Origin of the sequence: Mycobacterium persicum, assembly GCF_002086915.1 — a bacterium.
Lineage (GTDB): Bacteria > Actinomycetota > Actinomycetes > Mycobacteriales > Mycobacteriaceae > Mycobacterium > Mycobacterium persicum.
The window spans coordinates 952,199-971,249 of sequence record NZ_MWQA01000001.1 but is presented as its reverse complement, the minus strand read 5'-3'; the positions used below and the strand labels follow the sequence as shown (position 1 = coordinate 971,249).

22 protein-coding genes, 1 tRNA gene and 2 pseudogenes are annotated in these 19,051 nt (G+C 63.3%); 16 read left to right on the top strand and 9 right to left on the bottom strand.

What is annotated here, in order from left to right; all coding sequences use genetic code 11:
- From B4U45_RS04380 to B4U45_RS04370, 3 genes and pseudogenes are all read right to left on the bottom strand, one after another.
- Positions 1–299, bottom strand: a pseudogene (locus B4U45_RS04380) (IS3 family transposase); the annotation flags it as partial.
- Between the two features lie 279 nt (positions 300–578).
- Entirely contained in the window at positions 579–1,460 is an 882-nt protein-coding gene (locus tag B4U45_RS04375) for a nucleotidyl transferase AbiEii/AbiGii toxin family protein (protein WP_075545417.1), read from the bottom strand.
- Complete coding sequence (locus B4U45_RS04370; protein ID WP_082275213.1) at positions 1,457–2,041, bottom strand: type IV toxin-antitoxin system AbiEi family antitoxin domain-containing protein; 585 nt, start codon at positions 2,039–2,041, stop codon at positions 1,457–1,459. The genes B4U45_RS04375 and B4U45_RS04370 overlap by 4 nt, the downstream gene beginning before the upstream one ends.
- Before the next feature lie 283 nt (positions 2,042–2,324).
- Between B4U45_RS04370 and B4U45_RS28900 the strand changes: the two genes are divergently transcribed.
- From B4U45_RS28900 to B4U45_RS04340, 6 genes are all read left to right on the top strand, one after another.
- Positions 2,325–2,510: a hypothetical protein gene (locus B4U45_RS28900; RefSeq protein WP_241780142.1), complete on the top strand. Its 186-nt coding sequence runs from the start codon at positions 2,325–2,327 to the stop codon at positions 2,508–2,510.
- A gap of 119 nt (positions 2,511–2,629) precedes the next feature.
- A complete protein-coding gene (locus B4U45_RS04360; protein WP_217904046.1) occupies positions 2,630–4,585 on the top strand; it encodes a colicin D domain-containing protein in 1,956 nt (651 codons plus the stop codon).
- A gap of 25 nt (positions 4,586–4,610) precedes the next feature.
- Positions 4,611–4,940 carry a colicin immunity domain-containing protein gene (locus B4U45_RS04355; RefSeq protein WP_075545419.1) on the top strand — a complete coding sequence of 110 codons (330 nt, stop codon included), beginning with the start codon at positions 4,611–4,613 and terminating at the stop codon, positions 4,938–4,940.
- Between the two features lie 588 nt (positions 4,941–5,528).
- A complete protein-coding gene (locus tag B4U45_RS04350) occupies positions 5,529–6,038 on the top strand; it encodes a hypothetical protein (RefSeq protein ID WP_241780144.1) in 510 nt (169 codons plus the stop codon).
- 224 nt (positions 6,039–6,262) lie between these two features.
- Positions 6,263–6,574: a hypothetical protein gene (locus B4U45_RS04345; RefSeq protein WP_075513628.1), complete on the top strand. Its 312-nt coding sequence runs from the start codon at positions 6,263–6,265 to the stop codon at positions 6,572–6,574.
- A 492-nt stretch (positions 6,575–7,066) separates the two neighbouring features.
- Positions 7,067–7,630: an HD domain-containing protein gene (locus B4U45_RS04340; protein WP_075545421.1), complete on the top strand. Its 564-nt coding sequence runs from the start codon at positions 7,067–7,069 to the stop codon at positions 7,628–7,630.
- A 4-nt stretch (positions 7,631–7,634) separates the two neighbouring features.
- Here the strand turns inward: B4U45_RS04340 and B4U45_RS04335 are convergent, their stop codons facing one another.
- Complete coding sequence (locus tag B4U45_RS04335; RefSeq protein ID WP_075545422.1) at positions 7,635–8,105, bottom strand: NUDIX hydrolase; 471 nt, start codon at positions 8,103–8,105, stop codon at positions 7,635–7,637.
- Positions 8,106–8,137: 32 nt separating this feature from the next.
- Positions 8,138–8,905: a helix-turn-helix domain-containing protein gene (locus B4U45_RS04330; protein WP_082275214.1), complete on the bottom strand. Its 768-nt coding sequence runs from the start codon at positions 8,903–8,905 to the stop codon at positions 8,138–8,140.
- Between the two features lie 182 nt (positions 8,906–9,087).
- Here B4U45_RS04330 and B4U45_RS04325 point away from each other — a divergent pair, with 182 nt between their 5' ends.
- The 6 genes from B4U45_RS04325 (at position 9,088) to B4U45_RS04300 (ending at position 14,172) form a co-directional block, all read left to right on the top strand.
- Positions 9,088–9,456: a hypothetical protein gene (locus tag B4U45_RS04325; RefSeq protein ID WP_075545493.1), complete on the top strand. Its 369-nt coding sequence runs from the start codon at positions 9,088–9,090 to the stop codon at positions 9,454–9,456.
- 155 nt (positions 9,457–9,611) lie between these two features.
- Complete coding sequence (locus tag B4U45_RS04320; protein ID WP_075545494.1) at positions 9,612–11,030, top strand: type IV secretory system conjugative DNA transfer family protein; 1,419 nt, start codon at positions 9,612–9,614, stop codon at positions 11,028–11,030.
- Positions 11,031–11,032: 2 nt separating this feature from the next.
- Positions 11,033–12,487, top strand: a complete 1,455-nt coding sequence (locus tag B4U45_RS04315) for a replication initiator (RefSeq protein ID WP_075545423.1) — start codon at positions 11,033–11,035, stop codon at positions 12,485–12,487.
- A 128-nt stretch (positions 12,488–12,615) separates the two neighbouring features.
- Positions 12,616–12,828: a helix-turn-helix transcriptional regulator gene (locus B4U45_RS04310; protein ID WP_075545424.1), complete on the top strand. Its 213-nt coding sequence runs from the start codon at positions 12,616–12,618 to the stop codon at positions 12,826–12,828.
- Between the two features lie 38 nt (positions 12,829–12,866).
- Positions 12,867–14,093: a tyrosine-type recombinase/integrase gene (locus B4U45_RS04305; protein WP_082275216.1), complete on the top strand. Its 1,227-nt coding sequence runs from the start codon at positions 12,867–12,869 to the stop codon at positions 14,091–14,093.
- Between the two features lie 5 nt (positions 14,094–14,098).
- Positions 14,099–14,172: transfer RNA gene (locus tag B4U45_RS04300), tRNA-Ile, on the top strand.
- A gap of 43 nt (positions 14,173–14,215) precedes the next feature.
- On the opposite strand, the pseudogene B4U45_RS04295 reads toward B4U45_RS04300, so the two are convergent.
- Positions 14,216–14,418 (bottom strand): annotated as a pseudogene (locus B4U45_RS04295) (site-specific integrase); the annotation flags it as partial.
- 1,269 nt (positions 14,419–15,687) lie between these two features.
- Between B4U45_RS04295 and B4U45_RS30035 the strand changes: the two are divergent.
- Positions 15,688–16,170 carry a hypothetical protein gene (locus B4U45_RS30035; protein WP_306770973.1) on the top strand — a complete coding sequence of 161 codons (483 nt, stop codon included), beginning with the start codon at positions 15,688–15,690 and terminating at the stop codon, positions 16,168–16,170.
- Positions 16,142–16,570, top strand: a complete 429-nt coding sequence (locus B4U45_RS30030; protein WP_306770972.1) for a site-specific integrase — start codon at positions 16,142–16,144, stop codon at positions 16,568–16,570. The genes B4U45_RS30035 and B4U45_RS30030 overlap by 29 nt, the downstream gene beginning before the upstream one ends.
- A 67-nt stretch (positions 16,571–16,637) precedes the next feature.
- On the opposite strand, the gene B4U45_RS04285 is transcribed toward B4U45_RS30030, so the two are convergent.
- Together B4U45_RS04285 and B4U45_RS04280 are read right to left on the bottom strand one after the other, a co-directional pair.
- Positions 16,638–16,943 (bottom strand): type II toxin-antitoxin system PemK/MazF family toxin, encoded by a 306-nt coding sequence (locus tag B4U45_RS04285; protein ID WP_075545426.1) that lies wholly within the window; start codon positions 16,941–16,943, stop codon positions 16,638–16,640.
- The gene (locus tag B4U45_RS04280) at positions 16,940–17,161 is read right to left on the bottom strand and encodes a hypothetical protein (protein ID WP_075545427.1); all 222 of its coding nucleotides are present in this window, start codon (positions 17,159–17,161) and stop codon (positions 16,940–16,942) included. Before B4U45_RS04280 ends, B4U45_RS04285 begins: the two co-directional genes overlap by 4 nt.
- A 402-nt stretch (positions 17,162–17,563) precedes the next feature.
- Between B4U45_RS04280 and B4U45_RS04275 the strand changes: the two genes are divergently transcribed.
- The gene (locus tag B4U45_RS04275) at positions 17,564–18,151 is read left to right on the top strand and encodes a DNA-binding protein (RefSeq protein ID WP_241780146.1); all 588 of its coding nucleotides are present in this window, start codon (positions 17,564–17,566) and stop codon (positions 18,149–18,151) included.
- Positions 18,148–18,780, top strand: a complete 633-nt coding sequence (locus B4U45_RS04270) for an RES family NAD+ phosphorylase (RefSeq protein ID WP_075545428.1) — start codon at positions 18,148–18,150, stop codon at positions 18,778–18,780. Before B4U45_RS04275 ends, B4U45_RS04270 begins: the two co-directional genes overlap by 4 nt.
- Before the next feature lie 85 nt (positions 18,781–18,865).
- Here B4U45_RS04270 and B4U45_RS04265 read toward each other — a convergent pair whose 3' ends face one another.
- Positions 18,866–19,003: a hypothetical protein gene (locus B4U45_RS04265; RefSeq protein ID WP_158006294.1), complete on the bottom strand. Its 138-nt coding sequence runs from the start codon at positions 19,001–19,003 to the stop codon at positions 18,866–18,868.
- Between the last annotated feature and the right edge of the window lie 48 nt (positions 19,004–19,051).

Genomic DNA, 19,051 nt, shown 5'->3' with positions numbered 1-19,051 from the left:
TCTGCCTCGGTCATGGCCGGCTTGGGGCCTGAGGGCTTGGCCGCGAGCGCATTCAACGCTCCAGCGTCACGCAGCCGCTTCCACTCGGTGATGTGCGAGGAGTACAAACCCTCCTTGCGCAGCAGCGCCCCCCGGGCACCCGGCTCGGTCAGCAACTCGTACTGCTCGAGAATGCCGAGCTTGTACTCCGCGGTGAACGTCCGCCGTTTCGGCCGCTTCTCACGCGGCCCCTTGCCGCTACCCACGTTCCCATCATCGGCCACCGCCACCGCGGCGGTATCGGCCAGTGTCATCGTCACGGAATCAGAATCCAGTCCTCGCCCTGCTTCTCACAGAAGACTCATCTACTTCAACGTCTCACACAGGTTAGACAGAGAGGGGGTAGCTAACTTCGGCTCGTCGCGCATGCCGCAAACGTTCCACGGCTTCGGACGCATCGCGCAAAGTTCGCGCTCTGCGCGGTTCGCCGCGTGTCGGGGTATAGCCCAATTGGCAGAGCGCCTGACTGAGCGTGGACAGACGCCTAGGCTGGTTCGGTTTCAGGTAAGGGTGGCGGTCAGGCAACTTTTGCTGGACTATTACGTTTCTGTCGCCACATCTATCCGCTCGACAAATCGTCGCACCGCCTTGACTGCCTCCTCAACTGTGGCGGCAAGTTCAAGGTGATCCAGCCCCTCCAATGCCCCCGAGTAGATTGGCGGCCAATGCGGCAGCGCGGTGACTTGGGGTGGCCACGGATGCTGAGCGCGTGCTTCAAATACCGCGATGCACGCGCTGCGCGTTGGCAAGAGATCGCTATCGGGCAGCAGTCCTTCGAGAAGCTGCAAGTCCACCAAGTCGTGAGCGCGATCGTTCACTCTCGGCGCTTCGAGCACGGCGGTCACCGCGTGGAGCTTCTGCGCGATCTGCCAGGGAATGGTCATACACGGCACCGCGACCGCTGCGGGAACGCCGACAAGGCCGAGAGCATCCGAGGTAAGAGTGTCGAACTGGTCGGCATTGCCGGCTTCGACGTTGGAGACCTCGATGGGAACAGATACGAAAGGCTGGCCACGGTAACTCAGCTTGGCGGTGAATCGGCGAGGCTTGACCGGCATGCCCGGGACGTCGATCTCTTCGGGAACGGTGAAGGTAGCTGTGAACCCCTCCCACCCAGTCTCCCCCGTATCGGCCAGCTGCTCATGGACCGTTGCGATGTCGCGGCGTGCGACCGTGTCGAAGTCTTTGGAGGTCCGTGAATCGGGGATCCCTCGGCGCAATTCCAGCGACGATCCGCCTTTAACCAAGAGCAGCGGAGCACCGCTGTCGTCGGTGAGCATGGCTGCGAACTGTGCGACGACGATCATCGCGATGTGCCGCTGTAGTCGACCGAACACGACACCTTGCCGCTGCGCTGCCTGGGTGAGTCGATCTCGCAGCGAGCGCAAGTTCGTCGGCGGCGAAGAATAGGGCTTGGTCACGCCGATGCTCGCTTCGTCCGAGCGCGTACTCCGGCGGCGGGTTGATCGAGCGCAGCGCGTAGCTCAGCTGCCGGCGCACGACGTAGCGTGCCCTCGGCTTCGGCTCGCTCGATCGCCACCCGAAGCTGATAAGGATCAGTGCCCGCCTTCAGGCAGTCTCTGATGGTGCGCACAGCCGTCGTGACGGGTATGCCGTCGACCAAGGTGATGTCGGTTGCCTGGAGGTCGCGGCGGTGAAGTCGGTACAACTCGCCCCCCGCTGCGCGCGGATGGTTCTCGCGTGGGACCGTGAGATGGATCCGCGAAGGGTTGACATCCGAGAGGGCGTGAAGCCCCAAGGCCGACTCATGCGAGATGACACCACGGCCCAAAGTCCACGAGACCGCTGCTGCGAGATCGTCGTGCTCACCGCGCGGCAAGACGGGCACCCGGTACACACCACGACCAGCACGCTCAAGACGCCCGCGTGCGGCCAGAAGACGGAGCTGCACGGGGTCCACACCGATATCCCGCGCGTCACGAGTCGTGACGTAGCCATGTTGCTCGGCGGCAAGTTCAACAAGCCGATCCCAGATAGTCATGTGCTTAATCGTATCAAATAGATACGATTAAGCACACAATACTGCGGCGGCTGGTGATTTGACTGGCCAAGAATCAATGTTCGTCGTGACTGGCCAATCGGCAGCGTGACAATCCCTCTCACTGTCGGCTCTGCAAAGTAGGGTCAGCTTCGTGACAAGTTCTTAGGGGTGCCCCCTGGGCTTGCGAGGCTCCAGCACGCGCGCCCAAGGCCGTCGGACTTGCCGGGAACGCTGCGGTCAAGCCGTCGCGCCACGGTGCGGGGCGTGGCTTACGATGCCATGCATGGGTGATGAAGTGCACGTCAACCCCGACGGATTGCGCGCAGCTAGCTCCGGCTGGCATATGGAGGTTTCCGAACTTCACGCCGCACTGCCGTCGTTGCAACCGCCCGCACCCTGGCCCACGATGCTCGCCGCCGCAGGTGTGACCGGCGCAGCCCAGGTCGCCACCGCCGACCTGCACACCTAGATCGCTGCCACCGCAGGGATGACCCAGGTCGCGGCTACCGGCTATGAAGCCACCGACTCCGATGCCGCGGACTTGCTGACAAACGTCGCCGCCACGATCACCGGGACAGTCCGTAACACGTGATCCCCACCCAGTCGGCGTTGCGCGCTTACACCGTGTCGCATCTGACCGAGCACGCCGCCCACTGGCGTGACCTGGCGACGCGCCGACGCTCGGTGGTGGGCACCATCAAGAGCCAGGCCGACTCGCTGGACTGGCACGGCCAGGGCGATGAGGCGATGAAAGCGGCGATGGCCCGCCACGTCGTAACCGCCGACGACGAGGCCGAGCTGCTGGATGCCGCCGCGGCGACCGCCGAGGGCGGTGCCGGCGTGCTGCACCACCAGCGGCGCTCCATCCTGGCCACGGTCGGGCAGGCGCATCAATCGGGGTTCGCGGTGGGCGAGGACTGGTCGGTCACCGACGCGATGTATGCGCCGGGCTCGATGGGGTGGTATGCGCGACAGGCCACCGCCCACGCGATCGCCGTCGACCTGAGAAGCCAGGTGACCCGTTTCACCGGGCAGGAGGTGCAGACGGCCACCGAGGTGGTGCGCTGCGCGGGTGAGCTGGGCGGGCAGGGCGCGCTGCGCGGCCACATCCAACAAGCCGCGGCAATCACCAGCCCCGCGCCGAACGCGGCGGTGCCCCCATCACCGCCAGCCCGGTCAGCGCAGTCGGTGATCGATGCCTTGTCCGGTGCCGGTCCGCTGCTAAGGCATATCTCACCCTCGGCAGCAGCGGCGGCAGCATCGTCGTTGCCACCACCAACAGCAGTGGGCGCCATACCGGGCCTCGGGGCGCGGGCGGTGCCGCTGTCGCCAGGTGCCGCTTCTATACCCGCATTCGGTGGCGGGGCCGGCACCGGCGGTGGCTGGCTGGCTGCCAACGCTGCGCGGCTGAGTGCCGGGATCGACGCGCTGGCGGCCACGGTCGGCACGGCCACCAACGCACTCGCGGCGCCCGCCACCCTGGGTGCCCAGGCTGTCCAGGGCGCGGCGGCCGCGGCAACGCCGCTGGCACACGTCCACCCCCACCCGTCGCCGCCGACTCCCGAACCCCCAGCGGCGCGGTTCGCCGATCCCGGGCAAGTGCAGCACGAGCAAGCGCCGCAACCCCCACCCTCCAGTGATGCCCCACCGCCTCGCCAGACCCCACCGTCCGGCGACACCCCGCGGGCGCAACAATCCCCGCCAGCACAGCCGTCAACCCCCACACCCGCACCCGTCACCCTCGCCACCACCGGTGTCACCGCACCCCCTGAGCCAGCACCCACACCCAGCACTGGTGGCGGCGGCGTGCAGATGCTGGGCTTCGGACCGCCCGGACTCGGACCGGCACCGCAGGCACCACCGTTGCCGCTACCGCGCGACCCGGCGCCACCGGTTCCACCGCCGGTGCCGCCGATCGAAGAAATGACCAAAGAGCAGGCACTTCAAGCGTGGGAGCAACTGAACAACGACAAGGCAAACTACGCAGCGCGATGCGATCCACGGATCGTCGGCCCGCTACCACCTGGACCCTACAGCGCCTGCATGAGGGAGTTCGGTGAGCTAAACACCCGAGAGGCCGCCCTCCGAGCACGGCTAGGACAGTTCGGCATATCTGTAGCAGATCCATCCGCCCCGCCTCCCACGCAGCCGAATACGCCCGGTGCCCAACCACAACAGGGTGCGCCCGGCACGCAGGAACCACCTAGGGCGACGGGGGAAAGCCCGCCCTTGATTGACGAAGTTCCGTTGCAAACCGACCTTCGTCAAATAGAGGAAAAGTATTCTCAGCATGCGGAAGACTTTGGTGTCACCGATCCGCGGGGCCGCGCTGGCTTCGGCAATTTCGACAGAGCGTTGAAGCAGTTCGTAGATGACCCAGCAACGATGCACATCCAAGGCACCTTCCGTGGCCAGCCTGCCATCCTGAACTATAATCCGGACTCCGGATTGTGTGTAATCCAAAAGCCCGATGGAACGTTTATATCAGGTTGGAAGCTAAGCCCTGAACAGACTCACAACGTACTAACCAGAGGATCATTGTGAACAAGGAGGAACTAGGTGGTGGTTGATGTCATCTGATGGTGGAGCAGCCGCGAGGAAGTCGACCAAGTACAGGGGGCTGATCTCTAGTTTCATCAACGGCCAGATATCGGCTCAGGAATTTAAGTCCTCTTACCTGAAGATGTTTAAAAACGACCAGGATTACAGTCTCGACGAAGACGAGTTCGATATACTTGAAACGTTGTTCACGGACGCTGATGACTACAGTGCGGATCCCGAATACCGTGAGTACGTGCGCGCCAAGGACCCCGAATTTCGTAAATACGTGCACGCGTTCGATGAGGAAGAATTACGGGGTCGTGCGCGTGAGGCATACCGAAAACTCTACGAAGCATGACCGCCAGGATCGTCATCCCGCGGATGGGTAAGGGGCTTTTCGCAGATGAGGGTCTAGAGCCTCACAGCCGATTCCCCGCAGTGCAGCACTTCCCTGCCCCTCCCCTATTGCTGGCCCATATGGGCGGCGCCGAACTCACAACGCTTCATGAGATGGGCCATTGAGGACTGCCAATTTGTTGCGGAACTCTCGGATACTCGCACCTTGGTCCCATGACTGTTCGCGGCAGGTGGCCCCTGTTCGACAAGTTTCTTCCCGCATACGAGGAGTACGAATTCTCTTGGAATGGAGAACGTTACGGTGCGCGATTCGTCTGAGGGTTTTTCTTGTCGTCTTCAATGTGCTGGGATTGAGGTTACCAGAATGCGAAATACCCGCGAGTTGTGCAACAGTTCGCAACCCTCGATGTCCCATCTCGTAAGGCGTTGTGGGTCGGCGCAGCCCAGGAGGGAGAGCAGCAGCGGCGGTCGCAGACTACGACGCAATGCTGTCCCGGAGGTCATCGCACTCCAGTGGCTATCCGCGTGGTACTGAAGGATGAATAGAGCTTCGGTTACCGCCATAGTCGATTTTGAGGTGTACTTGCTGATGACGATGAAGCTGAGAATCAGGATGTCACAACAAGAAGCTCAACTAAAAGCTAAGCTAGCTGAAGGGTTTTTCGTCGACGACGGAGAACGGATACACGAGCGGGTGGCCGAAGCCCTTGGCGACGAAGCCTCCTATTTCGGAAATATGCGGAAGCTGCTGGGTATTGCGGATCAGAACGCCACATCACTGCAGCACAGCAGCGTATTGTGGCCGGGATTTGACTTCAATGCGATCGGTAGTGAAGACGGACTGCTTGAGTCGGCGCGGTATTGGCACACGGGGCGCGATTCGATTACCGCCGATTCCCCAATCGGGCTGCCTATCTGGAGCATGGACGTCACCGAATTCACGGAGCAGTTTGGCCCTATGAGAGGCGGCCGCCAGTGGTCCCCGTTCGACAAACTTCTTCCCGCATACGAGGAGTACGAATTCCCTTGGCGCGGAGAGAGTTACGGTGCGGGATTCAGTTGGGGACTGTTCATGTTTGCGGCGAAGTCGTGGGACTGAGCTTGCCAAGGTGCGAAATATCCGCGCGTCAAGCAAGAGTTCGCAGTCCTTGATGTCCCTTCTCCTGACGCGTTGCGGGCCGTCGCCGTCCAGGTGGGCCGGCAGGATCGGAGGCCGCCGGAAGTCCTGCGCTGCGGGGGATTGGTTATCATGCAAAGCCGCCCGCAGAGGTCATAGTCCGGCGGTGGTATCCGCGTGGGACTGAGATTCAGGGAGGGGCGCGCATTACGTACGCAGCCAGGGACGAAATGACGCTCCCCGAACTGCCTGCCCAGATGCGGTGGGTGGTGCTGGTGGACAAGCGCCAGCTGGCGGTGCTGCTGTTGGAGAATGAGGTACCGGTCGCTTCTGCGGGGGCGACGTTGGAGGCGCGCGGTGATGTCGACTATGAGAACCAGCCGGTCGATGCGGTGCAGCGGTTATGTCGGCGTTTGGCTGATCAGGCGTTGCATCAGTGGGGTTTCATGCATGGTCTCAAGCAGAAACTCGGGCCAGGTGTTGATGTGCGGATGAAGCTGGTGGATTGGAACCAGTGAACTATCTGGGGGCCTCGGACCCCCGCCCCCGTCGAGGTGGTTGGTCGGGTTGGTCGGTTCTCCCGCAGTGATGACTGCGGCTAATGGCACTCCGGTACCTCCGCGCGATGTGTCGCCAGCCGCTACGGACCCGCTTTCAAGGCTCTTGATACCAGTAAGGAAACTTCTCACGTGCTTGAGTCGGAGGCCTGGCCTTCGGCGAAGTTTCCAGGAGGCCACACCGATGACAGCGATCGACCGCGCTGCCCGACAGCAGTGTGGTCGCGGTACGCGGGGCGTTGCTCCATCATCTCCCGGCGGCGATGGTTCTCTACACGCTCGCCGCTGTATGGCGACTTCGGCTGGTCCAGCGACGGGCGAGGCTACCGTGTCCGTGGCGGCGGACGGGAGCGCCAAGCGGACGGGTGCCGCCACGGCGGCTGTGTTGGCCCGCTCGGGATGACCTGGCTGATGCTGAATAGACCTTCGGCGAGTGCTGGGTAGGCTGGCTTGGTGGCTGGTGTGCTGGCGGAGCGTGCCCGACGGGTCGCAGAAGCGCGGTTGGAGCCGTTGGCGACGCGGTTGGCGCATGTGCGTGGTGTGGCGGCTGCCGCGGAGCGGTTGGTCTCGCGCATCGACCCGCTGGAGGCGGACGCGCTGATTGCCGCGGCGTGGCTGCACGATGTCGGATACGCGCCGTCGCTGCGTGCGACCGGTTTCCATCCGGTAGATGGCGCTGTGTTTGTCCGGGCGGAGAATTTCCCGCCGGTGGTGGTGTCGCTGGTGGCGTATCACACGGGCGCGGTGTTCGAAGCGCGGGAACGTGGGTTGTCGGACGTGTTGGCGGAGTTCCCGCAGCCGCCGGATTTTTTGCTGGACTTATTGACCTGTGCAGACATGACGATCGGCCCGGACGGTTCGCTGATGCGCCCCGAGGATCGGATCAGCGAGATCCTGTCGCGGTATCCCGCTGAGGATCCGGTGCACCGTGCGATCGAGCGCTCGGCGCCTACCTTGCTTTCTGCGGCTGCTCGCGTGGAGGTCCTCGCGCAACAGGCAACTTCCGGGGCGGAATGATTCGCTAACCCAGGTATGGGGTTGGCCGCTGTTCGAGGTAGTGCTGGATGCGTAGCCGCATCGACGGATGCATGCTCAGCGACTCAATATCTTGTGCGCGTGCCCAGGCGATGTCGGTGCTCTCGGAATCGATGTGTGGCTCGCCACCGATGAGTCGCGTCGTGAAGCATAGCGAAAATTGTTGGCGCACTTCGCCATCAGTGTAGGCCATAACGTGGTGGGGGTTGGTGTAGACGCCGATCAGGCCAGTGACTTCGACATCAAGGCCGGTTTCTTCCTTGACTTCACGCACAGCGGTTTCCACGATCGATTCGCCTAAGTCCATTCCGCCCCCGGGCAGTGCCCATAGGTCGTTATCGCGGCGTTTGATAAGCAGGATGCGAGCTTGCTGGTCGGTTACGACGGCTGTGGTGGAGGGCACCACACTGTTGGCGGGAGGCGCATCGGGATCGTTGTAGTAGTCGATTCGGGCCATCTGGTTCCCCTGGTGTCGGCGGGTCTAGGTGGTTATGAGTGAGCTTGGATAGGACGCGCGGTGTTCCAGACCCGTTCGAAGGCGAGTCGATGGTCGTTCCATAGGTCTGGTGCGTCGTCGCGCTTGATCACGATGGCGGGATTGTCGCTAGCCGGGGCACCGTAGAGGTGCGGGTTAGCGATGAGCGTGTCATCGGCGCGGAACATTGACGTGTACAGCGGTGTGGTGTGGGTGCGGATCTCTAGTCCCGAAGTGCCCGAAAGTGGTTGTAGCCGAAGAAGCGTCATACGGCAACGTGCCGCCAGGGCGGTCCCGATGCCTTGTGCCTCCCCGCGCTCCGCTACGTGCGCGGAGTCCGGGTCACCAATGATGAAGCGGACTACGACGCCGCGTTCGGTGGCGGCGGCCAAGATCTTGGTGAATCGGGGAAGGCCGTCGAACAGGAAGGTGCCGCCGTAAACCAGGATGTCAATGTGCTCGACGGCGCCCTCGAAGAGCTGCCTCCACACGGAAATCGGGACATCGGCTCGGCTGCTGTACACGCTGACCGCGACGGTGCCAGCGCTCGGCGGTGTCATGATCGGGAATAGATCGGGCCACAGGTCGGCTGGATCGCACTCGAGCACATCTACGGCGCGGCGAGCATTGTGGGGGTAGGGCGCCGTTTCACCCGACAACCACCGCTCGACGGTCTTGGCGTCGACGGCGATCAGATCTGCCAGGTCCTGCGCACTCACCCCTTTGCGCTCCATGTGGGCACGCAGCTGGCGGTTCGGCTTTGGTGTGTCCTCGTTGCCCACCCCGATTGGCTCTCCCTACCTGTGATGACATCGGTGTCCAGCAGGATGTCGGCCGCTGTCCGAAGTCTGCCATGCAGATGTCCGCAGCTGCCGCCAAGATGCGGTTTCGATGTCTGAGTTGCCCCGCTGAAGTGGAGTTACGGCCGACGAGCGGCCGTGCCATTCAGGAAGGGATCAAACAAATGCGCCTTCGAATCGATACCACTGCGGTGCAGTTCTTCTGCACGCGCGCAGCCGAGCAGCGAACCGTGCACGAGACTGGTGCACCGCGGATCGACAAAGAAACGGGCCTGGTGCTCTGGCAGGTCCAGCTCATGGCCCTAGATCAAGAGGGTGGGGAAGTGCTCGCGGTGACAGTTGTCGGCGAACCCAAGGTCAAAGTGGGCGAGCCCGTCGCGGTCGATGGTCTGATTGCTATGCCGTGGTCACAGGGAGATCGCTCGGGAGTTGCGTTCCGCGCAGCCCCAATCCGATCATCCGGCGCTCAGTCGGGCGGACTGGGACCCACGGCGGCCAGTGGTAGCTCACACGCCACGACCGGCGTCAAGTAGACCGGCAACAACGCGGCGCGGTGCGGGCGCCAAGCGATGAGCCGTACCAGTTTGGCGCCCGCCCCGCAAAAACATTCTATTCAAGCAAGTTTCGGCGTTGCCGGCACGCCAGCGACGAGCGTGCTCGGGGCGCCCGCGGCGAAGGGAAAGACATTGTGCCTCCAAAGAGCAAGGGCAGTAATTCATCTGACGAGGATTGGGTCGGCGAGCTGCTCGTCGGCATGGCCAAGGCGACCGGCATCGGTATGTTCCGGTTTGCGCTGCGCTGGCCCGACACCGCCGCCCTGTTGACCGTCGTCGCCGTGGTCGGCATGGCGGCCGGCTTGCGCTGGGCCTGCCTACTCACCGCGGTGTGTGCGGCGGGGGTGTGGGGATGGCGGCTGGGCTGGCCTGACTCCTACCACCAGGCGATCGGCAAGCCGGTCGCCGACTACCGGAGGGCCTATCTGGTGTATCGGCGCCGCTGGCAGAGCATCTGCGAACACCACGGCCTGACCATCTCGCCGCGCGGCAAGCCCGATGCTAATCCGTTGGTGCCGCCACTTGCCTCCGTGCGGATTGGCGTGGCAGTCGACACGCTGGTGGTGCGGTTGTTGGTCGGTCAGTCGGTGAAAACCTGGCAGGCCCAACTCGATGGGCTGGCCGCCGCGTTCGGCGCCCACCATGTCACCCTCCAACCCGGGCGGGTGGAGGCTGGGCGCGGCCGCGACGTCATGCTCCGGGTTCGTCATCACGACGCCCTGGCCGCCGCGATCCCGCTGGCGCGCCCCGCCCCGGATACTCCAGTGGTGCGGTTGGCCAACGTGCCAGTTGGTGTCACCGAGCAGGGCAGTCTGTGGGGACTGCCGGTGGCCGGCCGGCACATTCTGATCGGTGGGGCCACCGGCGCCGGGAAAGGATCGGTGTTGTGGTCGCTGGTGGCTGGCCTGGCGCCGGGCATCAAGGCGGGGCTGATCGCGGTGCGCTGCCTGGATCCAAAGGGCGGCATGGAATTCGCCGCCGGCGCAGACTTGTTCGATCGATTTGCTTACGATTCCGACTCCATCCTGGCGGTGCTGAGGGAGACTACGGCCACCATGCTGGCCCGCGCTCAACGCTTACGCGGCACGACGCGCTGTCATCGGCCCACCCGCGCCGAACCGCATATCGTATTGCTGATTGACGAGTTGGCAACCCTGACCGCCTACGCCGATCGCAAACAGCGCGCGGAAGTCGACCAGCTTTTGGGGCTGTGGCTGGCCCAGGGCCGGGCGGTCGGGGTCAGTGTCATCGCCGCCGTGCAAGATCCCTCCAAAGATGTGGTGGCGCTGCGCCAGTTGTTTCCGGTCCGGGTGGGGCTGCGCATGACCGAGGCCACGCAAAGCGCGATGATCCTCTCCACGTCGGCACACCAGCAGGGCGCGCGCTGCGAAGAAATCTCCGACACCACACCGGGCGTGGGGTATGTGCTCACCGAAGGCAACACCGCCATAGTGCGGGTGCGGGCGTTTCATGTTAGTGACAACGATATCGCTTGGCTGGCTGCTAATTTCACACCGCCAGGTCGTCGCGGCGACAACCAAAGGCGGCGGTAAGCATGCTCGCCTCAACTTCGCTGTCCGGCTGGGTGGCACCGGGCTCCCCGGCCATCGATCAGGCGATCCACCGCGCATCCTCATTCGGCTACGAGTCGTGGTGGCAGCGTTGCGCGGCGGTGGGTTTTTGCGCCAACCCTGTTCAGTCCAGCGCGTATGATCCCGACCTCGGTCGGCGGGTGGCGGTGATGATCCGCTGCGGCAATCGCCGGGCGGCGATCTGCCCATCGTGTTCGGACTTGTATGCGGCCGACACCTGGCAGCTAGTCCACGCCGGAGCCCAGGGCGGCCACCACGGTATGCCCGAAACCACCGCCACCCGGCCGCAAGTGTTCGCCACCTTAACCGCACCCAGTTTCGGTGCCGTCCACACGAGCGGCGGCCGATCAGGACAGGCCGATAAGGTGTGCCACCCGCCCAACGGAGGCAAGAGTCACTGCCCACACGGGAAAGCACTGCAGTGCAACGTGATCCACGTCAGCGACGACGACGAGTTAGGGCAGCCGCTGTGCCCGGATTGTTATGACTACACCGGGCATGTGTTGTTCAACTGGCATGCGCCGGAACTATGGCGGCGCTTCACTATTGCGCTGGGCCGGGCCGTGGCGGTCCACCTGCGCTGTACCGGAATCGAACCCGATGCCGTTCGACTGTCGTTTGTCAAAGTCGCCGAATACCAGCGTCGCGCCCTCGTGCATTACCACACCCTGATACGGCTCGATCCCACTGACGACGACGGCATCACCACCGGAAAATCCGATTCCGTGGTGTCGGCAACGGAACTGGCCACGATCGTGCGGCAAGCTGCCGAGCGAGTACACCTAGCCGTGGCAGTGAGCAGCCCCGCTGACCCTTCATCTCCGGAGACCGGGGATCGCATGCTGAGGTTCGGTACCCAGATCGATATCCAGCCCCTCACCGGGGCCAGTGACACTGGCGAGCTGGGGTTGGCCCGGCGGGTCGCGGGATACCTGGCCAAATACACCACCAAGTCGGTCGCCGAATTCGGCATCGCCGCGCGTCGGATCAGCCCGGCCGCCATCGGGGAACTGGACATCTCGGCACATATCCGCTGCATCCTGTCCACCCTCGCCGAGCTGGCGACACTACCGGGAAACACCGCGATGCTGGGCTGGCTGCATACCCTGGGCTATCGCGGGCACATCACCACCAAGTCGCGCCGCTACTCGATCACCATGACCGCGCTACGTGCCGCCCGTCACCGCTGGCGGATCGACTGCGCCGGTGAACCGGAACGCGATGACTGTCAACAGAATTCCCACGGCCAGCAAGATTGGTCAAGTGGCGCGTCCGAACTGAGTGACTGGCGCATTGACGGTGCCGGCCACCGCAACGATGGCGAACGGCTGCTCGTCCATAGCGCGGCACTGCGTGCCCGAGACTACCGATACCTGGCTCGTTTGGATGTCAGCCAAAACAGCGGAGCAAGTCCATGAAGGGGATTATCGCCGGAAGCTACTTATTGATTCGAAATCGATCCATTGCAAGGGGATAGAGACAGCCGCGTCTGCGTCAAAGCGCGATTCGGCTATACGCACATTGAGCGGGAACAGGAAGTAGATCGATGACCGCGACATCATTGGTTCGATTGGGCACCCAAGCCGCAGCCGAATACCTGGGTGGATTACCGGAGTCGACCCTGAGGTACTGGCGTTACATGGGCACGGGTCCGCGCAGCTATCGCCTTGGCCGACATACTTTTTACGACGTCGCCGACCTGGACGCGTGGGTAGAGGCAGAAGCCGCCAAGACCGAGCGCGGGGGAGTGGTGCGATAACGGATTCGTACCACGGATTTGTGCGGTATTCTCGTTCCATGACTGTCAGGCACCAGCGAGCCGGCATTGACGATCGATGGCACAAGAAGGTCAAGGGCTCCGATGGAGAGATCCGCAAGGAACGGTCCGCCGTGTACGGCAAGGTCACGCGCTGGCGTGTGCGCTGGGTTGATGACAGCGGCAGGGAGCACGCGAGGGTCTTTGAACGCAGACCTGACGCTCAGGCTCATCTGGACGGCCTGACGGCGGATGTTCAGCGGGGGGAGTACGTCGACCCTCGCAAGAGCGCTGAGACGTTTGGATCGGTCGCTGAACAGTGGTTCGCCACCAAAGGTCATCGGAAACCCAAGACAGTCGCGGGATACCGGTCCATTCTGGACACGCTCGTGCTGCCGAAGTGGGCGGAGGTGCCACTGAAGCAGATTGACTACCAGGCATACTCAACGTGGCTCGGCGGTTTGGCTGTCGACGGCTCGCAACGCGGCACCGCACTGTCGGCCAGTCGTATCACGCAGGCTCACCAGCTCGTGGGCGCAGTGCTCAAGTATGCGCAACGCACGGGCAAGATCGCCAAGAATGTGGCCGGCGAGATCAAGCGGACCGAGGACTTGCCGACCGCGACCGAGCGGGAGCGGCGCTACCTCACCCACGCCGAACTTCTCCAACTCGCCAGGGCTACCGCGCGGTTCGAGACGCTGACCCTCGTTCTCGGCTACTGCGGACTGCGCTTCGGTGAGGCAGCGGCGCTGCGTCGCAGGCACGTGGGGGACCGTGAGTTGACGGTCCGTTCATCGGCTACGTATGTGACCGGCAGCGGGATCGTCGAGACGACGACCAAGACGAACCGGGCGCGCCACGTGCCGGTCCCTGAGCCGGTATGGGAGCGGCTGCGGGATGAGCTGCCAACCGCGCCCAATGCCCTCGTGTTCCCGAGCCATCGCGGCGGCCACCTGCCCATCGAGGAGTACCGCAGAGCCTTTGACAAGGGATGCAAGGCGGTTGGCATCACCGACTTGGTCCCGCACGGGCTGAGGCACACCACGGCTTCGTTGGCCATTAGCGCGGGCGCTAATGTCAAGGTCGTGCAGAGGCTTCTAGGACACGCCACAGCGGCCATGACCTTGGACCGTTATGGCCACCTGCTCAGCGACGACCTGGCGAGCGTGGCAGATGCGCTCGGCAAGGCCATCGAACGCACTGCGGTATCATTGCGGTATTCCGAGGCTGGCTCAGTTACGGTAGAGGACATATCCACAGCTAGTTAGCACCGGGGGCGGTAGCTCAGTTGGTTAGAGCCGCGGACTCATAATCCGTTGGTCGCGGGTTCGAGCCCCGCCCGCCCCACTTCAGAGGCATTTTTTCGGGTTCGCCGAGGCTGAGTCATCGTCTATTCATCGTTTATGTGGACGGTGCGGTCGAGCAGGTCCGCTACTGCGTGCGGGGCCGCCCTCGGGTCATGTAGCGGTCTTGGGTCATGCTGACGTGGCTGTGGCCTAGATGGTCGGCGCCGATCCGGGCTGAGAGCCCTTCGGCATCGATGACGGTCGCGACGGTCTTGCGGAAGCTAGCGGTAGTCACTTCAGCCACGCCCGGTTCACCTCGTGCCGTGCGCCACTCCGTTGGTCGCTGGTTCGAGCCCCGCCCCACCATAACAGCGCATAGACGGCCCATTTTTCTTTCCAGCGGCACTGGCCAGACCGCCCCGAATCGGGTCTGTGTCAGCGTCGCGTCAGCACTCATGTGTGACTTAAACCGCAGCCGCGTTTCCTAGCAACCTTTGGGGCCGTCTTGGGTTCCAGGGACCAACGCGGCCGTCCTATAGGTTCAGCGCCGCCGTTCGCGGACTTCATTCGCACCCAATTCCATTGCCGTCTCGATCAAGGCCGTAGATGTCCTTACCGATGACTATTACAGGACCCTGGACGTAGGCCGGACCATTACCGCTACCGCCCGCACAGTCGACATCACTAGCGATCGGGACGCAGGCGCCCGAGTAATTGGGGTCGCATTTTGAGCCTGGTTCCTGCGGTATGGGCGCTACATACGGGCCCAAGGACTCGACGACCAACACACCGCCCGGATCGGCGTTTGCCGCTGGAGTGAAGACGAGCCCCATGGCAAAGCCAATTGCCAGCACTGTCGACTTCCTCACGGTCGCAAATCGTAGTAGAACGCCATGCCTTCTTCCGGCCTTTTCGCCCAATCGCAGCCGTTGGGTTCCCGGCTCCCAACCACCGCGGGGATAAGACTTCGCAGGACGTCAGCAACCAGGCGCTCCTATGCATGTGGAAGCGCGGCGAGTGAAAACCGCCGGTCGGCAATGGTGATTGGCTCACCGGCGATGCTGTTGGTGGCGGTGGTCAGCGATTGGAAATCGAGATAGCTTGGGCCACACGCGATTATGCCGATAATAATGATATGGTCAACCAACCGACCGGCGACGTCACATTTGGAACGCCAGAACGCGTCCGCACCCACCGCGGCCCCAGGCGCCCTCAGAAACGCCGGTTGAAGCTGCGTGTCGGTTGCCGAGAGCGCGAAACACGATGGAACGGTGATTGTTTCGGTGCATCGGCGATTGCCGCGCTACATTGTCGATTCGTCACTGTGACGCGTAAACGCCGAATTCGGTTGCCTACCAGCATATTTTCGCATCTTTCATGGATAACCGCTGTTATCCACGAAACCGTGCGACCATTGCCCCATGACGCCGGTGCCACGTGCCTTCAATGACGATGAATCGCGCCACCCCGGTTGGTTTTTGGCGTTCATGGCGGACCGGCAGTCGGCAAGCCCTCACCACACACACCGTGAAGGCCTACCGGCAGGACTTCGTCGCGGTCGCCACACAGCTTGCTGGTGCCCCCCGACCGCATCGTGCACTTGGCGCCGGACGCACTTACAAGGGAGGCGATGCAGGCCGCCTTCGCCGCCTATGCCGGCACCCACCAGGCCGCGTCGATCCGGCGCTGCCGGTCAAACTGGAACACGCTGTGCGACTTCCTCTACACCGGCGACATCAAAGCGGCCAACCCGATGTCGTTCGTCGGCCGACCCAAGGTCGCCAGGACACTCCCCAAAGGACTTGGAGCCGAGACGATCTCGGAGCTGCTGACGGTCATCGACGACGACCGCGGTTCGGAGCGCCGCTCCGACTGGGCCGAACGCGACCGGGCTATCGTGCTGACGGCGGTGCTCGCCGGCCTTCGCGCGGACGAACTCGTGCGCGCCGATGCCGGAGACATCCGAGCGACTGACGAGGGCGGTTATCGTTCACGTGCACGGCAAGGGCAACAAGGACCGCCGCATACCAGTGGAGCAGCCCCTGATTCACGAACTTGAGGCCTACTTGGACTCCCGAGCGGCCCGCTTCCCCGGCAGCACCAAACGGCGACCCACCGCTGGGGGACTGGCCGCGTGGCCGGCCACTTCGCCATTGTTGGTCTGCAGTAACGGCTCCCGCATTACCCGCGGCGCGCTGCGGTACCGGGTGCTACGTGCCTTCAAGAACGCCAGGCTGGACAGCCAGCGCGCGCGAGGAGATCTGCTGCATGGCTTCCGGCGTGGTTTCGCCACGGAGCTCGCCAACGCGAATACCAGCGTGTATGCGCTGATGAAGCTTCTCGGGCACGAGTCGATGGTGACATCGCAACGCTACGTCGATGGCGCGGGGACGCAGAATCGTGCGGCAGCTGCCCAGAACCCGCTGTACGGCCTGATCACACAGCCGCGGGAAGCGTAGCTCCTCAAGGGTTTCCTCAGCAGACCTCGACCTTTCGACCGAGGCTTAAGGTCGAAGCTCGATTCTGTCATCGATCTGGCGTTGCGAGAATTTTGAAGAGCATGTTGTTGACGTCCGTTAAGGCATGGACGTCTATCCGGCGGTGCTGTGCACTTAGTCTCGCCTTGCGGAGGCTAGTAACCAGTCCTGGTGCAGCCCAGTCATTCTCGCCCAAGTCCACACCAAATCCGGTGTCGGGCTCGGCGTCGAATACCGGCACGACGATGACTGTCGGCTCACTAGGAATCTCGTTGTACACGGTGGAGGAAATGACCAGCACGCTGATGCCGGTGTCGGTTGTCCAGATATCACCCCGGCGGGGGGATTGGCTCAATGCCGCGCTAACTCGTCGAGATTGCGATCAGCCCACGCCTCGCTGAACGCCGCTGCGTCGGGATGAGCTCGCATCCACTGGTCGTGTGCCGCACAGCGGCGCCGCATGTCTTCGACATCGAGGAGGTTCTCGATCCAGGCGTTCATCGACTTCTGGTCGGCATCGGCGTACCGTTTCACCGCCTGATAGGCCGTGTCGGACAGCCGCAACGTGATCATCCTTGCCACCGCTTGATGCTAGCACGACTCGCTAGCACCCAGGAGGCCTTTCGCGTGTGGCCACGGGCGACAACGCCAGACAAGGGTGATTATGTAAAGAATATGCCTAAAGTAGCTGTGCTACAGCATATTCCACGCACCGATAAGTGTTTGGGCTCAATGAGTTTGGCGGTTTTCGCATCGAATCTGGCGGTCGACGGATCGCGCAACGACTCGCATTTGAACTGGCGGTCGTGGCGCCCGGTCAGCGAGGGCGTGAACCAGCAGCAGGGTGGGTGGCACGTACGAGCTGGGAAAGCAGTTGTCGTGGGGGCGCCGAGCGTCGTAGATGCCCTAGCCGGGTGAGAACCACCGCGAGGCCGTGCACGCACGGTAGCGCACAGGTGTGCTATGATGTGCGATATGGAAGGGTCTGCAGCTCCCGCGCTAGGCGCTCTACTCGCGAAACATCAAATCGGCCTCACCGTCGACGAGGTCCTCCACGAGCTTGACACTGCATTTGCAGCAATTCCTGTAGCGGCCACCCTGTCAGCGGCGGAAGTGGAGTTCCTCCGCAAGCACGCCGAACCCAGCACGGCGACGGCTATTGAGCGATGGTCAGCTGACGACGAACGGCAGGCTCGGGCCCGCGTCGCGTTGCGGCAACTCACCAGCGCAGTCTCAGGATCGGTCAGCATAAAAGAGGCCGCCGTCCTTCTCGGCGTCGACCGGTCCCGCGTGTCACGACGCATCACCGGAAAACAGTTATGGGCCTTCGACCTCCAAGGAACCCGGCGCCTCCCCAAGTGGCAGTTCCTTGGTAATGAACTGCTTCCCGGGTTGGACTTAATCGTCCCGGCGATACCACCTGGCAGCACCCCCGCGGTGCTCGATGTGTTCATGCACACTCCGCAGCCCGACTTTGACGGCCGGACACCGATCGAACACTTGGCCGCTGGCGGTGACGCCTTATTGGTCGCCGGATTCATACGAGATCTCGGCCGCTGGTGAGCCCGCGCTCCACACCCAAGGTCCCCAGGACGCCCCCAGAACAGCTCACCCGGCAACCTGACGACAGCACCAGCCACACCGGCACGCTCTGGCGGATCCACCGCACCGAAGGGGAGCAGGTATTGCCCTGGAACAAGCTACGCACCTTCGGGCCGCTGCCCTCAATGCGCTGGGATCCGCATCCCGACGCTGAACCCAGCATGCGCGCCGAGAGCGTCCTGTACGCGGCAGCCGATGTCACAACCAGCCTCGCGGAGGTCTATCAAACCACGCGCGTGATCGATTCCCGTGCCGGCGCTCCAACTCTCACCGCCTGGAAGCCTCAACGGAAACTACGTCTGCTCGACCTGTCCGGAACGTGGCTGCTGCGCAACAGTGCATCAGCTGCGCTGCTAGCCGCACCTCGCTCCATATGCCGCCGGTGGGCCCGCGCTATCTACACGACCTGGCCCGAACTCGACGGGCTATACGTCCCGTCGACTATGACTGGCCGCCCGAACATTGTGCTGTGGACTGCCGCCGCGGACTCGCTACCCGCGATGCCTTCGTTCTCCCGCCCACTCAGCCACCCGCTGGTCTGGTCGATCACGCAAGCAGCAGCCTCTGAGATCGGCTACCGCATCCTGTGATTCGGCGTCCTGGAGGCTGTTGGTGTCGCTTGCCAGGGTGAATGGGACCACCTGATTGCCAGGGGGATGGGACCACCGTGGCGCGTTACTGAGGATGCTCGTCGGCGGGGTCTGGGTCAGGCTGCGCGCGGGTGCGTTGGCGGTAGGACGGGGGCAACTCCTTCATTTTCTCGGCTGCCAGCTGTATACCTGCGATGTCGTCACGCGACCGCTTGCCGTCCATGAGTTTACTTTCGTGCCAGAAGCATTTCGGACGCACCGTCGCGGGTGC

Excerpts from the sequence above, each read along its gene's own strand:
- B4U45_RS04370 (WP_082275213.1), bottom strand. The coding sequence starts at position 2,041 with ATGACTATCTGGGATCGGCTTGTTGAACTTGCCGCCGAGCAACATGGC.
- B4U45_RS28900 (WP_241780142.1), top strand. The coding sequence starts at position 2,325 with ATGGGTGATGAAGTGCACGTCAACCCCGACGGATTGCGCGCAGCTAGC.
- B4U45_RS04355 (WP_075545419.1), top strand. The coding sequence starts at position 4,611 with ATGTCATCTGATGGTGGAGCAGCCGCGAGGAAGTCGACCAAGTACAGG.
- B4U45_RS04350 (WP_241780144.1), top strand. The coding sequence starts at position 5,529 with ATGACGATGAAGCTGAGAATCAGGATGTCACAACAAGAAGCTCAACTA.
- B4U45_RS04335 (WP_075545422.1), bottom strand. The coding sequence starts at position 8,105 with ATGGCCCGAATCGACTACTACAACGATCCCGATGCGCCTCCCGCCAAC.
- B4U45_RS04325 (WP_075545493.1), top strand. The coding sequence starts at position 9,088 with ATGCGCCTTCGAATCGATACCACTGCGGTGCAGTTCTTCTGCACGCGC.
- B4U45_RS04315 (WP_075545423.1), top strand. The coding sequence starts at position 11,033 with ATGCTCGCCTCAACTTCGCTGTCCGGCTGGGTGGCACCGGGCTCCCCG.
- B4U45_RS04310 (WP_075545424.1), top strand. The coding sequence starts at position 12,616 with ATGACCGCGACATCATTGGTTCGATTGGGCACCCAAGCCGCAGCCGAA.
- B4U45_RS04305 (WP_082275216.1), top strand. The coding sequence starts at position 12,867 with ATGACTGTCAGGCACCAGCGAGCCGGCATTGACGATCGATGGCACAAG.
- B4U45_RS04280 (WP_075545427.1), bottom strand. The coding sequence starts at position 17,161 with ATGATCACGTTGCGGCTGTCCGACACGGCCTATCAGGCGGTGAAACGG.
- B4U45_RS04275 (WP_241780146.1), top strand. The coding sequence starts at position 17,564 with ATGGAAGGGTCTGCAGCTCCCGCGCTAGGCGCTCTACTCGCGAAACAT.
- B4U45_RS04265 (WP_158006294.1), bottom strand. The coding sequence starts at position 19,003 with ATGGACGGCAAGCGGTCGCGTGACGACATCGCAGGTATACAGCTGGCA.